This window comes from Pedobacter nanyangensis (genome assembly GCF_003313505.1).
Taxonomy (GTDB): Bacteria; Bacteroidota; Bacteroidia; order Sphingobacteriales; family Sphingobacteriaceae; genus Pedobacter; species Pedobacter nanyangensis.
The window spans coordinates 87507-102139 of record NZ_QMHO01000012.1 but is presented as its reverse complement, the minus strand read 5'-3'; the positions used below and the strand labels follow the sequence as shown (position 1 = coordinate 102139).

At 40.6% G+C, this 14633-nt stretch carries 13 protein-coding genes; 3 read left to right on the top strand and 10 right to left on the bottom strand.

The genetic code is table 11. From position 1 onward, the window contains the following. Positions 1 to 25: 25 nt before the first annotated feature. The 8 genes from DUT71_RS16845 to DUT71_RS16810 form a co-directional block, all read right to left on the bottom strand. Positions 26 to 1318 (bottom strand): inorganic phosphate transporter, encoded by a 1293-nt coding sequence (locus DUT71_RS16845; protein WP_113663713.1) that lies wholly within the window; start codon positions 1316 to 1318, stop codon positions 26 to 28. A gap of 7 nt (positions 1319 to 1325) precedes the next feature. Beyond that, complete coding sequence (locus DUT71_RS16840; protein ID WP_113663712.1) at positions 1326 to 1967, bottom strand: DUF47 domain-containing protein; 642 nt, start codon at positions 1965 to 1967, stop codon at positions 1326 to 1328. 147 nt (positions 1968 to 2114) lie between these two features. Next, a complete protein-coding gene (locus DUT71_RS16835; RefSeq protein ID WP_113663711.1) occupies positions 2115 to 3167 on the bottom strand; it encodes a sensor histidine kinase in 1053 nt (350 codons plus the stop codon). Positions 3168 to 3213: 46 nt separating this feature from the next. Beyond that, on the bottom strand, positions 3214 to 3972 hold the full coding sequence (locus DUT71_RS16830) for a TIGR03915 family putative DNA repair protein (RefSeq protein WP_113663710.1): 759 nt from the start codon (positions 3970 to 3972) through the stop codon (positions 3214 to 3216). Between the two features lie 73 nt (positions 3973 to 4045). Beyond that, the gene (locus tag DUT71_RS16825) at positions 4046 to 5302 is read right to left on the bottom strand and encodes a putative DNA modification/repair radical SAM protein (protein WP_113663709.1); all 1257 of its coding nucleotides are present in this window, start codon (positions 5300 to 5302) and stop codon (positions 4046 to 4048) included. A 48-nt stretch (positions 5303 to 5350) separates the two neighbouring features. Then, the gene (locus tag DUT71_RS16820) at positions 5351 to 5998 is read right to left on the bottom strand and encodes an HD domain-containing protein (protein WP_113663708.1); all 648 of its coding nucleotides are present in this window, start codon (positions 5996 to 5998) and stop codon (positions 5351 to 5353) included. A 141-nt stretch (positions 5999 to 6139) separates the two neighbouring features. After that, entirely contained in the window at positions 6140 to 6379 is a 240-nt protein-coding gene (locus tag DUT71_RS16815) for a helix-turn-helix domain-containing protein (protein WP_113663707.1), read from the bottom strand. Between the two features lie 105 nt (positions 6380 to 6484). Next, complete coding sequence (locus DUT71_RS16810) at positions 6485 to 7678, bottom strand: THUMP domain-containing class I SAM-dependent RNA methyltransferase (protein WP_113663706.1); 1194 nt, start codon at positions 7676 to 7678, stop codon at positions 6485 to 6487. 66 nt (positions 7679 to 7744) lie between these two features. Here DUT71_RS16810 and DUT71_RS16805 point away from each other — a divergent pair, with 66 nt between their 5' ends. The 3 genes from DUT71_RS16805 (at position 7745) to DUT71_RS16795 (ending at position 10897) form a co-directional block, all read left to right on the top strand. Beyond that, a complete protein-coding gene (locus DUT71_RS16805; RefSeq protein WP_113663755.1) occupies positions 7745 to 8116 on the top strand; it encodes a DUF3127 domain-containing protein in 372 nt (123 codons plus the stop codon). 239 nt (positions 8117 to 8355) lie between these two features. Next, complete coding sequence (locus DUT71_RS16800) at positions 8356 to 10200, top strand: sensor histidine kinase (RefSeq protein WP_113663705.1); 1845 nt, start codon at positions 8356 to 8358, stop codon at positions 10198 to 10200. A 1-nt stretch (position 10201) separates the two neighbouring features. Next, positions 10202 to 10897: a response regulator transcription factor gene (locus DUT71_RS16795; RefSeq protein WP_113663704.1), complete on the top strand. Its 696-nt coding sequence runs from the start codon at positions 10202 to 10204 to the stop codon at positions 10895 to 10897. Positions 10898 to 11023: 126 nt separating this feature from the next. On the opposite strand, the gene DUT71_RS16790 is transcribed toward DUT71_RS16795, so the two are convergent. Then, on the bottom strand, positions 11024 to 11809 hold the full coding sequence (locus tag DUT71_RS16790; RefSeq protein ID WP_240186970.1) for a GLPGLI family protein: 786 nt from the start codon (positions 11807 to 11809) through the stop codon (positions 11024 to 11026). 15 nt (positions 11810 to 11824) lie between these two features. Continuing rightward, on the bottom strand, positions 11825 to 14599 hold the full coding sequence (locus DUT71_RS16785; protein WP_113663703.1) for an outer membrane beta-barrel protein: 2775 nt from the start codon (positions 14597 to 14599) through the stop codon (positions 11825 to 11827). Positions 14600 to 14633 lie beyond the last annotated feature (34 nt).

The following is a 14633-nucleotide window of genomic DNA, read 5'->3' as shown; positions in this document are numbered from 1 at the left end:
GCCTTTTTTATATCGTCGTATGCTGTTAGATAAACAGACTTAAAATGTAGTAGATAATTGCTGCCAAAGCTGCCGACACTGGAATGGTTAATACCCATGCCCAAACTAATTTCACGGTAACTCCCCATTTTACTGCAGATGTACCTTTGGTTAAACCAGAACCAATGATGGAGCCGGTAATAGTGTGGGTAGTACTTACCGGAACCTTTAAATGCTCCGTGAAATATAAGGTTAATGCACCAGCGGTTTCGGCCGTTACGCCTTCAAATGGGGTAACTTTGGTGATTTTAGACCCCATGGTTTTCACGATTTTCCAGCCCCCGCTTAATGTTCCCACAGCAATAGCACTATAACAAGCTAGCGGAATCCATGCTGGCATATGGCCCGGAATGTCATCGCCCATGGCATCTTTAGAAGGCAACACCACTTGTAGCCACTCTGGCATATCGCTTAAGCCGGCTCCCGTTTGGTGGATGTACACCACTACTGCGGCGGCAATAATTCCCATTACCTTTTGAGAGTCGTTACCACCGTGGCCCAAACTGAAGGCCGCAGATGATAAAAGCTGCATTTTTTTTAACCATTTGGTAGATTGGTGGTGGCTTAAAAAGCTGAATATTAAGCAGAAAGAGCTGATGGTGAGCACAATAAATGCTACTAAAAACCATTTGATGTTATGGGCCTCGAAAGCTACGCTCCAAAAATGGGATTCAAAACGAGGCTTGTGTATCTTATCATAAGGGATCATTTGAAAGTACACAAAAACAATGGTGCCGATCATTAGCGCCAAAGTAAATAGCTTTGGCCCAATGCTTTTTTTAGCCGAGTGTAGCAGCCAAACCGAAATACAGTAGGAAACAATGGCTCCAATTAAAGGTGCCAGTACAATAAAGCCTATAATTACAAGTACTCCCGTTGGTAATTCTCCTGCTTTTCCCTCTTTATACCAGTTTACAACGTCTAAGCCGGCATGAGCAATGGCTGCACCCGCAAAGCCCCCTATTAAAGTGTGCGAGGAACTGGAAGGGATACCGAACCACCAGGTTAATAAGTTCCAGATGATCGCGGCAATTACGCCCGCCAAAATTACGGTCAGGTTAATTTCCATGGTATTGGCCGTTTTGGCAACAGTATCGGCAACGCCAAAACCAAATACCCAATAAGCCAAAAAGTTGAAAAAAGCAGCCCATACCACCGCCTGGAAAGGTGTAAGCACCTTGGTGGCTACGATGGTTGCAATTGCATTAGCCGCATCATGAAAACCATTGATGTAATCGAAGATGAGGGCTAAAACAATAATTGTTAAAAGTATCGTCATGATGATGTTATGCGTTTTTAACCAAGATAGATTCTAGCACGTTGGCCGCATCTTCACATTTATCGGTAGCAATTTCAAGGGTTTGCAGCACCTCTTTTTGTCTTATCAGCTCAATAGCATTGGTTTCAAACTCAAACAGACGAGCAATGGCCAAGTTGCAGGTATAGTCAGCTTGGTTTTCTGCACTGTTGATTCTTACGCAGGCATCAGCAATAACTCTGATATTTTTAAAGCTTCTCAATTCTTTGATGGCCTTTTCAAGGTCGGTGCACATTTCAACAAGCAATTCAGCTAGTTTAACCATTGGCTCACCAATATTTTGGACATTGTAAAGTTCAATGTTTCCCGCCGATGCGTGGATGTAGTCCGCAATATCATCAATGGCACTCGCCAATGAGTGAATGTCTTCTCTATCAAAAGGCGTGATGAAATTTTTGCTCAACTCAATAAAGATGGTGTGCGTAATGTCGTCACCTACGTGCTCTAAACGCTCCACCTCTTTAATGGCTTCCTTTCTTTTTTCAAGATGGTCTGCGGTTACTACCTGCAAAAGTGCTTCTGCAATTTTCCTAACGTTACTGCCTGCTTGTTCAAATAAAGGCTGGAATTTTTTGTCTTTAGGGGTAAAGAAGCTAAATATATTGCTCATACTCGTATTTAAATATGATGCAAAAGTAAAACCGCAATGTTAAGTTAATGTTAACTATAGCTACAATTTTACTTGATGGTTAAGCGATAATAGATTGTTAGCTAGTAAAATGCCTTCTGCTGCCTAGAAACGGGGAATGTACCTGCATTATTTTTTACCGTAACCCAACAAAGGTTCATTGCTTTTATGGAGCGTGAAGGCAAAAGTAGTTCCAATGTTGGGCGTACTACGTACTGAAATGGTTTGTTGGTGGGCCTCCAAGATGTGTTTTACGATAGCCAAGCCCAAACCCGTTCCGCCTTCTTTTCTAGAGCGGTGGGAGTCGATTCTGTAAAAACGTTCAAATAGGCGTGGCAAATGCTTTTCTTCAATGCCCATTCCATCATCGGTTACTTCTATTAAATATTGATCATGTAGCTCGAAAATTTTTACGGACGTAGAACCACTTTCTTTGCCATATTTAATGGAGTTTTGAATAAGGTTAATTAACACCTGCCTAATTTTCTCCCTATCGGCATACACCATGGTAGGATTGGTGTATTTGTCCTTAAAGATGAATTTGGTTTTATTATCGGCTGCCTTGTCTTCTAAAATATCAAGTACTTCCTTAATCAAGGGAACAATATCAAAGCGGACGTAGTCAATTGGGATTTCTCCCGTTTCTAATTTGGAGATAGAATCTAAGTCTTTAATCAGGTAGCTTAAACGCTCAATATTGTTTTCGGCTTTCTTCAAAAACTTCATCGCCATTTCCGGATCATCAGAAATGCAGTCCTGTAAGGTCTCGATGTAGCCCTGTATGGCAAATAGTGGCGTTTTAAACTCGTGAGATACATTGGACAAGAACTCTCTTCTGAATTGTTCCTGCTTTTTTAGCAACTCAATTTCTTTCTTTTTGGCGCCTGCCCATTCCTCTACTTCTTGTTGTACATCGTTGATAGGGTCGGAACTTACATACTCTCCAAGGGCCTCTTTTAAATCTTTCCCCAGTTTTAGGTTGTGGATTAACTTATAGATAAGCTTGATTTTGCTGTAGATGTATTTTTCGAGCAAATAGTAGAAAACCAAAAAACTGGTTCCGAAGGAAATTCCGAACGAAATCAGCAGGTAGTACCAGCTTCCCTGAAAATGGTAGTTCACTAAACCGATAGACAAGCCCACGGCCAAAGCTGTAATTAAAACCAGTACACTAAATTTCATGTAGCTAAATTACAGCTAATAAGTTAAGATAATGTTAACACGCTGGCTATAATTTTTCTGTCAAGTATTTCCAATACCGTTTGGGGACATGTTGGGTATGTAGCTTGGTGTTTTTTCGGGCTACGATATTGGTGCTTTTGAAATAATTTTTCCATAAATCTGCGTATAAATTTTCCTTTTCATCCAGCAGGTTTTGGCTCGTTTTTTTCAGGAGGCTAATGTCTGTGCCCATTTCAATTTCTTCCACCGTTTGGAGATCGTAAAAAAGGCCATAGTGTCTTTTCAAATCGTAAATGATCCATTGCTGATCGGCGTAACGGTTTTTAAAATGATTAACCAATAAAGGAATTACGTTAAAGTCGGGGTCTATGCCGCAATAAAATATTCCATCAGCAGTTTTCTGAAAACGGATAAATGCCTCCATCCTATGTTTTTCCCGCTCAACCTTTCTGGCGGTTTGCGTAATGCTCAATACCTGCGGATGTCCATAATTTTGTGCTGCACCATGGGGATTTTGGAAAATGTAGATGATGAACTGAAAAAGATCGTGATGGATTTGAGGCAGCTCGGAAAGATAAGCGCAATAAGCCCTGCGCATCCAAGCCCTATCCAGTTTTTGGGCCAGGCCCCGCCATACTCGGTCTGCTTTTTCCCTATCGGATTGCACCTCAAAGCTGGGCATAAACGCATCTGGCTGATGTGTTCCCTTGGATTTGAGGGTTGCCACTCCAGGTTTTCTCTCAAACCATTCGAATACCGCAGTGAGTAAGCCTTCTAAAGTCCCATCAAAAATGTAAATCATCATTATAAACCATTAAGAAATTAAGATCACTAAGGCTGGCCTTACAAAAGTTTAATGCCTTAATGTTGAAAAAGCCTTAAAAAAGCAAAAGTTGCTCGTGAGGGGTCTTTAGATATTTGCTTTGGCTTTCGGCTAAAATAAACCCTTTGATTTGGTGCGATTGAAAATCCTTCAATTGAAAGGGAGTATCGGCGCAGGTGATAAAATGCTTAGCCCTGTTGTAGGCAATGCCGATTTTCTTTAGCTGATGGACATACAGTTTTCCAAATTTGCGAGCTTGGATAATTTTTTGTGCTGAGCCTATACCTATGCCTGGAATACGTAAAATCAGTTGGTAGTCGGCGGTATTAATGTCGATAGGGAACAAGTGCATGTTTCGTAAGGCCCAACTTAATTTAGGATCAATGTCTGTATCTAAATGCGGATTGTTATCATTGAGCAGCTCTTTCACATCAAAACCATAAAAACGCATCAGCCAATCTGTTTGGTATAGCCTATTTTCACGTAGTAATGGTGGTTGAGTGCCCAAAATCGGCATTCTGCTATCATTGCTAATAGGGATATAGCCAGAATAATAAACCCGTTTTAAGGAAAAACTCTTGTAAAAACTGGCAGCGGTGTACATGATATCCTTATCCGTTTCTGGAGTAGCGCCCACCACCATTTGAGTGCTTTGTCCAGCAGGAACAAATTTGGGCACGCTCTTGATCAATTTCTTTTCCTCTTTAAACTGGACAATTTGATTTTTGACAAAACCTAGGGGCTTAATCACGTCTTGGTGGCTTTTTTCGGGGGCCAAAAGTTTCAGTCCAGCTTCAGTAGGCATTTCGAGGTTAATGCTCATACGGTCTACATAAAGCCCGGCTTCGGTAATTAGCTCATCACTCGCTCCCGGGATGGTTTTTAAATGGATGTAGCCATTGTAATTTTCCTCAAGCCTTAATTTTTTTACTGCCCTGAGCAATCGCTCCATCGTAAAATCGGCACTTTTGAAAATCCCCGAGCTTAAAAATAACCCTTCAATGTAATTTCTGCGATAGAAATTCATGGTCAACTCTACCACTTCGTCTACGGTAAAAGCCGCACGTTCAATATCATTGCTGCGTCTTGAAACGCAATAGGCGCAATCGAATATACAATGATTGGTAAGGAGTATTTTTAGCAGAGATACACAGCGCCCGTCTTCGGTATAAGTGTGGCAAATGCCTGATTGGTGCCCGTTGCCAAGGCCTTTGTTGGTGTTTTTTCGGTCGCTGCCGCTTGATGAACAAGACACATCATACTTTGCGGCGTCGGCGAGTATATTGAGTTTTTGGATTAACCTTTCAGACATGGTCAGCTATTTTACTAACAAATATAGCAAAATAGCTAATATTTTTAGTTATTTTTTACCTTCCCATTCCGCATAAAACTGTTCTAGGTAGGCAACCATAAACTGGTGCCTTTGTTCTGCCATTGCTTTGCCCGTTTTCGTCTTCATCAAATCTTTCAGCAAAAGGAGCTTTTCATAAAAATGGTTGATCGTTGGAGAGGTTGTATTTTTGTATTGCTCCTTATTCATTTGTAGGTTGGGTTTGATTTCGGGATTGTACAATACCCTGTTTTTAAAACCACCATAGGTAAATGCCCTGGCTATACCAATGGCGCCAATGGCATCTAGCCTGTCGGCATCTTGCACCACGTCTAGTTCTTTAGAGAAGTAGGTAATTTCGCCAAAACTTGCCTTAAAAGAAAGGTTTTTAATAATCAACTTTACTTCTTCGATGATTTTGGCCTCCAGGCCAATGCTGGCTAAGAAATCGCCAGCTTTTTGGGGACCAATTTCTTCGTCTCCACCATTAAATTTACTGTCCGCAATGTCGTGTAAAAGTGCCGCTAGCGAAACAATCAATTCATCTGCCTTCTCCGTATCGTTAATGTGTTTTGCAGTTTTGTAAACACGTTCAATGTGAAACCAATCATGGCCTGCTTCGGCATCGGCAAGGGTATTCTTAACAAAGTCGATGGTGAGGTTTAAAATCTTTTGCATATGTGCTAAAGTAACAGAAAGGTTTTAGCTTTTTGGGGTTAAATCTGTGAAAAAAAATCACATAATGGTAAAGGGCTGTCTTTTAAACAAAAAGAACTGCTCAATATCACATTGAGCAGTTCTTTTTGTTTCAGCAAATTGCTAGTAATAGTAACTACGTTTAGATCTTAATAGTTCTACGGTGTCTACATCAAGCAATTTGGCAATGAGGAAAAGTCGATCTAGGCTGATTTTACTATATCCCAATTCAATTTTGCTGTAGGCGTTTTGGGAAATTCCGATTTTGGAAGCTAGGTCTTGTTGCGACATTTTTTTGTACTCGCGAACTTTTCTGATTCTTTTGGCGATGCGATGCATCTCCTTTTTGTATTTTTCAATCATGGGGCAGATAGTTAGTTGGGCTAAAACTATGCAAATAATTTTTAAATTGCAAGCTTAAGTCCTAATAATCATCTGTTTACAACTTTTTTGAGTATAATGAGTTGGCTAGTTTTGTCTTTTTGGGCGCTCGTTTTCAGGTCGCTTGCTGCCGTCGTATAGCTCGTATTCCAACATCCTGCAATCTAATTTCCCATTATAAAATTCTATCTTCCTATCGGCCTTGAGGCCAATTTTTTTGGCCAGATCAGGATTTCCGGTGAAAATATAGCCGTAATAGCCCTTACAGTTAGTTTTCATAAAATCGCCCATGCGCTTGTAGGTAAGTTCCAGTTTGCTGTGCGTTCCTAATCTTTCGCCATATTCCGGATTAAAAACAACTACACCTTTGCCGCTTTCCGGCACAGATGTTTCGGCAAAATCGCCTACCTCAAACTGGATCAGTTGGTCAACGCCTGCGGTTTTTGCATTTTTTTTGCTTACCTCTACCGCATCCTCAGAAAGATCAGAAGCGATGATCTGTAGGCCTACATTTTTGATTACCTGGTCCTTCAAGTTCCTTCTTTCCTGAAAAAAGATTTCTTCATCATAGCCCATAATGTGCATAAAACCATAGTTCATTCGATATAAACCGGGGCGGCGGTTGGTGGCTAGCAATGCCGCTTCAATGGCCAGCGTTCCTGAACCGCACATTGGATTAATGAAAGGAGATTTCCGGTCCCATTTGGTAGCCATTACCACGCTGGTGGCCAAAGCTTCCAGCATAGGGGCCTTTCCGGGGATTTTCCTATAGCCATGCTTGCTCAGCGTTTCACCACTGGTATCGATAAATATGGTAGCCTCTTGGTCTTTCCAGTACAAATGAACCACTGCTTTATTGGCATCGGCACCACTATTCGGGCGAATGCCCTTTTTGGCTTTAATGCGGTCAACAATAGCATCTTTCACTTTCAGGTTTGCAAAAAGCGACGTAGTGATGTAAGGATTATCAACATTTGAGGTTACCGAGAAATAACCCGAAAAATCGATCAGTTCTTCCCAGGCAATCTCTACTAATGTTTGGTAAAGTTGCTCAGGATTTTTTGCCTCGAAATTTTTTAGACTGTACAATATTTGACTTGCGCAGCGAAGATTGAGGTTAAGTTTTATGCACTCATTGAGGGTAATGTTAAGTTCAACGCCAGTAGGGAAGGCTCTCTCGATGGTATACCCCAGTTCCTCAACTTCCGTTTGGAGGTAGGACGATAGTCTTTTGTTGCAGGTGATAATTACCTTGCTCTTGGTGTGGAAAACTTGTGTCATATGATTTGCGAAGTTATCAATAAAAATATAGAGATTTGGATGGAAGAGAAATATATTAGTATTGATATGGAAATTAAAGGGAAGGTACATGAAATTGGTGCCATACAGCAGGTGAGCGAAACGTTTAAAAAACGTGATTTAATTGTAGAATACGCAGAAAATCCGACTTATCCTGAGTATATTAGATTTGAGGCTTTACAAGATAAAACAGCTTTGTTTGATAGCCTAAAACCTGGAGATGAAATTGAAGTTTCATTTAATTTGCGTGGTCGTCCGTGGACTAATAAAGAAGGCGTTACTTCTTACTTTAACAGCTTGGTGGTGTGGCGTTTAACCGCCTTAACAGGCACTGCTCCGGCAGCGGGTGCTGCGCCGCAATATGCCGCCCCAGTTGATGTAAATACTACCGCCGGCGAAGATGATGACTTGCCTTTTTAGTATCGCTTTTTAAGAAAACAATGATAATTAGGAAGCCGCTTGGAATAACCAAGTGGCTTTTTTAATGCCGTTTTAGCACTTAAAGTTGTGTCACAGGTTGGCGTTTCGTAAGTTCAACTGGCGTTTTGAAACCGTTAATCACTGAAAATGAGCTTTTACACAGGCTAATTGTACTGTTAAAAAGTGTTAAAGGGTAGTTGTGTTTCCTAAAGTGTTCGTTAACTTTGGATTGAAACGGCATGAAAAAGAGGAGCCTTTGGATAATTACCGCACTAATGACCTTTGCGTTGTTGGGAGTTTTTGTAATGCAAATGTATTACATCAGGGAGTCTTATAACCTTAAATCGCAGCTTTTTGAACAAGATGTAAACCAAGCGTTGAGCACGGTGGTGAATAAGATACAGAAGAAAAATGTTATTGGGCATATCAATAGGAAAGATGTAGAATTTCAGGAGCAAAAAAGCAAGAACATCAGGATGCAAACGGATAGTATTGTAGCCTTTAAAGTGCGCTTTAAGGAGAGTGAGGTTGTTAGGAAGATAAAACAGCGGCAACAGATTTTCGACTACATTGGCTTGCAGGATAGCTTGATCAGGGATAACTTTACTTCGCCGGTAATCATCACAGAAGAAGATTATGCTAATCTTTCGAACCCTAATCCAAACGATAAGAATACTTTAAGGCTAAATGTGAACGATATAAAGGGGCCTAATGGGATATTGCTAAGCCGTAGTGTTACGCCTTCATTTTTTAGAAAGCGAGCGGTAATTAACCCTAACAAACTGCCGGACACTATCAGGTATTTGGCTTTCCATCCAATGACCGGCATCCCACAGTTTATTTCTTTCCCAAGCGTTGATCCTGAACTTAAGACCAAATTCAAGTTGGAGGACGCCAAAGCTACCTATAAATATAAGGTTGAATTGGAAAAACTGTATGCTGATACGGTAGCATTATTGAACGCAGGCAACGTAAGTTTGGTGCAGGATGTGGCTAAGGAAATGGCCAACAAGGATATTCCCCTGGAGCAGCGAATACCAAGCCAGGAAATTTTGGATACCCTTATAAAACGCGAACTGTTGAGCAAAAATATCGACCTGGATTACCATTATTGGGTTACGCCATCCAAAAATACAGGTAAGGTTATTTATCGCAATGTGGCATTGCAAGCGGGAGAAGTGCTGCCCAAAAATACCTTTAGTAAAATCATTTTCAGCAATGATTTAATGATCAAGGACCCCGGAATGTTGTATGTGAGTTTTCCCAATAAAAACTCCCTGATATTTAGCAACATGTTTGTGACGCTCATTTCTTCGGTGGGCTTATTGCTGGTATTGGTTTTCATTTTTGCCTATACCATTTACGCGATCATCCGGCAGAAAAAGCTTACCGAAATGAAAACTGATTTTATCAATAACATGACCCACGAGTTTAAAACTCCTGTGGCTACCATTATGATTGCCAGCGAAGCGTTAAAAGATCCTGATTTGAATGCGGATAAGGCTAGGATCAACAGATTGGCAGGTATCATTTACGACGAGAACGTACGGCTGGGCAACCATATTGAACGGGTGTTGAACGTGGCGAAATTGGAAAAGAAAGAGCTGAAATTGGAACGCCAACCGGTAGCCGTTAATGAACTGATCTCTTTGGTGGTTGATAGTATGAGCCTTCAGTTGCAGAAAAAGGATGCCGAAGTTACTTTGGCCTTGGATGCAGAGAATGATGTATTGATTGGTGACGAATTGCATTTGTCCAATGTTATATATAACCTGATTGACAATGCGAATAAATACAGCCCGTTAAACCCAAAAATTGCCATTAAAACCAAAAACCACGGCAATGGCATTGATATAGAAATAAGCGACGCAGGCATTGGAATGACCAAAGAGCAGACCAAACGTATCTTTGATCAGTTTTACAGAGTACCTACAGGCAATTTACATGATGTAAAGGGTTTTGGATTGGGCTTAAGCTATGTGAACGATATTATAGCACAAATGAATGGCGATATCAAGGTAAGCAGCGAAAAAGATAAAGGGACTACATTTACCATTCATTTGCCATTTAAATTAAACAATTGATATGAAGAAGATACTTTTGGTTGAGGACGACCCAAACCTTGGATTACTATTGCAGGACTACCTGCAAATTAAAGCTAATTTTGAAGTGGTGCTTTGCACAGATGGAGAGGAGGGGATGAAGGCGTTTGCAAAAGATAGCTTTGATCTTTGTATACTCGATGTAATGATGCCCAAAAAAGATGGCTTTACCCTGGGCAAAGAAATTAGAAAGATAAATGAGCATGTGCCTATTATTTTTGCAACGGCCAAATCCATGATGGAAGACAAATCACTGGCCTATGACTTGGGCGGTGATGATTACATTACCAAGCCTTTTAGGATAGAGGAACTCTTGCTTCGGATCAATGCACTGTTGAAACGTGCGTCTGCCGTTCAAAATCAGGTGCAGGAAGAAGTGCCCAGCCAGTTTGAGATTGGTAATTATCGATTTGACTATACCACCCAGATTATACATTTTAATGGCGGACAGCAAAAATTATCTACCAAGGAAGCCGAGCTACTGCGTTTGTTATGCCTGAAGAAAAATGGCGTACTTACCCGGGAAGAAGCGCTCCTTAGTATTTGGCATGATGATAACTATTTCAATGGGCGTAGCATGGATGTTTTCCTAAGTAAGCTACGCAAATATCTGAGAGAAGACCCAAAGGTAGAAATTATCAATGTTCATGGTAAAGGCTATAAATTGGTGGTAAACTAATCGTATACCACGGTTGGGGATGTACTTGGCTGCTTGCTTTAGTTAAACGTACAGCAAAAAAAAAATCGGTTAACCGTTGCTTGTGAACAGTTAACCGATTTTTTAGTTTAAGCCATTCGGTAATCTCTACATCATTGCCCATTTAAAGGTTTGATAGGCTGATTTTCCCCAACTCTTTAATGCCCCCTTCAAAATATCGTATAACTGTTTTTGGTTAACGGGCTTGCCTTTGGTAGGTATTTTTATCTTGTCAGGGCTTACTGACTCGTCAGACACCGAAGTGGCAAACCAGGTTACATGATCATGCGGCAGCGCCAATCCCAAAATCATTCCCGGTAAACCGCTAAACGATTCTGGCCCGCCGCTAACGGCTATTTCTTCACTGTAAAATGCCACTACATATACCGAATCCATCACAAGCGCATTTGCCCTGCGGCAATTATAGCCAGCAATGTTCCTAAATTCGTCGGTAATTTTCCAGTTGATTTTTCGGATGCTGTCGCTCAACAGATAAGTTTCCTCATAGATCTTTTTTTGTGTTTTGCTGGTGCCTGCATTCAAATCACTTAAAATACTGTTAGCCTGCTGAAATTCGATCATGTTTGCGAACCAGTTGTTAGATACGGGTGTATTTTCTTCGATAGGCAAAAATGCAGTAGTTTGATGATTAAACAACAGCTTGCTTTTTTGCACTTTAAACTGCGGATTGTTCTTTTGGTAGCTTTCCAGTGCCTGGGTGCTGAAACTGTTGTCTTCTCCCCATGATTTAAGCTGTTGCTTGATCAAAGCATAGGCGTTTACACGTTTTTCATATTCAATAGTGCCCTGCGTAACAAAACGGGCATGTTGTGCGCTGCCGCTTAGCGCAAAAAAGGTAAGGGAAGCGGCAAGGATATATTTTAGCATTTTCATGTGTCTGTAGGTTAATTAGTTTGTTTTTGGAGCTCCACCCATTTTATTAAAATCCCATATCAAGGAGAACATAAAATATCTACCGATATTGTTGTAGCTGGTTTGGGTAATCGAGTTTAATGCCGCAAATCTTCTGAAACCAACATTTTGGTTTAAAATATCATTTGCACTGAGCATCACTTTTAAACTTTCCTGCTTAAAAAATGCCTTGGTAAGCGAGCCGTTGATCACCAAACGGTCAAAGCTATTGTTGAAGGAGTCAGAACTCGGCTGATAGGTGTATTCTGAGCTAGAGGCCAAAGTTATTTTCTTTGGAAGTTTCAAATTCAAATCCATATATCCGTTGTAGCCCCAGCCTTTGTTCGATTGTTGCGATGCTAAAGAAGATACTTGTGAATTGTAACTTGGGCCAAAAGAGAGGTAAAAGCTATTTTTATCGTTGTATTTGCTCAGGTTAATGGCGGGACTGGCCGAAACGCTGTTGGTTTTATTCAGCACATTGTTTGCATAGTTGTATTGCGCCGAGCCACTTAAGTTTAGGTTCAAGCCAGCGTTTATATCGCCCAAGAACGATAATTTCCTCGAAAATCCCGTATAAGCATAATAGTTATAAGGAAGCTTGCCATCTAAGTTTACCGCTGTAAAAACTGTTTTGTTGCCTATGGTAGTGTTATTGTTTACAATCTGATTACTTGTAAAATTAAAACCACCGCTTACATAAAAGTTTTGGTTGGTAATGATTTTATAGGTGTTATACCTGAAGCTGATCCTATTGGTGTAAGACGGGCCTAATTGGTCATTTCCTTGATATTCGTTTTGAGGGTCATCATTGGTTCGCACTGGTTGCAACTGGGTAACTGTTGGTTGAGTGGTTGTCCCGTTATAATTTATACTGATAGATTTTTGTGCAGAGAATTTATACTGATAAGAAGCTTGTGGGATCCAGTTGATGAAATTTCGTTTGAAACTTTGGTTGCTGAGAACCTCTTTTTGATCAAAATTTACAAAACTGGTTTTGGTTCCAAAGTTGATGACCGTTTTTCCTTTTTTATAGTTGAAAATGGCCCCAACTTGATTAATTAGCTGGTCGGCTTCAAAATCATTACTAAAGGTTGTGTTCAGCCTGTCGTACGCACCTGTAGGTGAAATGTCGTAGGTTCTCCTGTCGGCATTGTTCATGGTGTATGTTAGCCCGTAGTTGGCAATCAACGTAAAAAACTTACTAAGCGGCTCATTATAGGTAAAGTTCGACGACAGTCTATTGGTTATAATATTGTTGTCTTTGAATTGATCTGTAATTTCCCGTCTTTCAAATGCCCCGTCTTTAAAAAGTTCGTTATCTGCATACAAGTAGCCATCGGAGTTGGTTTTGTTGTATGCCTGACTTAAGTTTATCGAATAATTACGTCCGGCTTTTTTTAGTTTTTTGGTGTAAAACGCACTGAGGTTAAATAGTTGTTGTTTACTGTCGCTACTGGTATTCCTAAAGGAGTTATATTCGGATATGTTTTCTCCACTCTTTCTAATGGCGTTGGTCACTACATCGCTTTGCGAGTTTTTTAAAGTGCCGTCTATTACCACCTTTAAATTAGAAGTTGTATCTATCTTGATGTTGTAAGTAGCATCAATTTTTTGCCTGAACATATCATTGTCTGTAAGGGTATGGGTGTTGGTATTAAGTATCCTGTCAGAAAAGTTGGTTTGTTCTAAAATGCGTTTATCAATCTTCACATTAAGGAAGCCCGCCTTATAGTTGGTATTGATGCTTTCCTTGTCGTTGTTCCACTTGTTTTCATAGTGTACACCACCGTTGTGGGCAACAGGAATACCCTCGCCCCAATATCTGCCGCCGCCATCAAGTTCATCGCTGCTCGACATAAATATCATTCCATCGTCGGTGATTTCCATGTTGCCGGTACTGCCATATTTGTTGGCATCTTCCCATCCCAATCCCGTTTTTCCGGTATTACTAGAGGTGAAGTATCCAGCTATTTTCTCTTTTTTCTTGAATTTATTGAACATGGCCTGTACCTGATAAAAATCATCAGTACCATAACCTGCATCAATTTTACCAAAGTAGCCCTGTTTTTTATCTTCTTTCAGTACAATGTTTAGGGTCTGTTTCTTTTGGCCGTCATCAACGCCTGTAAAAGCTGCTTGGTCGCTTGATTTTTCAAACAACTGTACCTTATCTACCATGTCGGCCCGTAGGTTTTTGGTCACCAAAGTAGGGTCGTCACCAAAAAATTCCTCGCCATCCACCAATACCTTTTCCACTGTTTTGCCCTGGGCGGTAATTTTGCCTTGGGCATCAACCGTTACGCCGGGGAATTTTTTTAATAAATCCTCTACGCGGTCGTTGGGCTGTATCTTATAGGCCGAAGCATTAAACTCCGTGGTATCGCCTTTAATCTTAATGGCGGCTGCCTGCCCTTTAATGATCACCTCATTTAATAATTTGGCTTTGGTTTTCATATCTATCACCTTAAAGTCGATAAACTTTTGGGTCGAATCTAAGCTGAACTTATTTACGAAATCAGCATATTCTGGGTAGGTAATCAGTAGGATAAAATTCCCATTTTTCATGTTCTGAAAACTGAAATTGCCCTCTGCGTTGGCTCTGGTGAACTTGTACAGGGTTGAATCCTTTGCGTTTAAAACACTAATGGTTGCGTTGTGGAGCTTTGCATTGGAGGAAAGATCGGCTGCAACACCTTTAATGGAGTTTGTTTGGGAACGAGCTACGGAAAAAATCAGTACCAGCGTTAATAGGAGTAACGTTCTCTTCATCTTAATAGTTTGGTAGCGCTAAAATATAAACTAA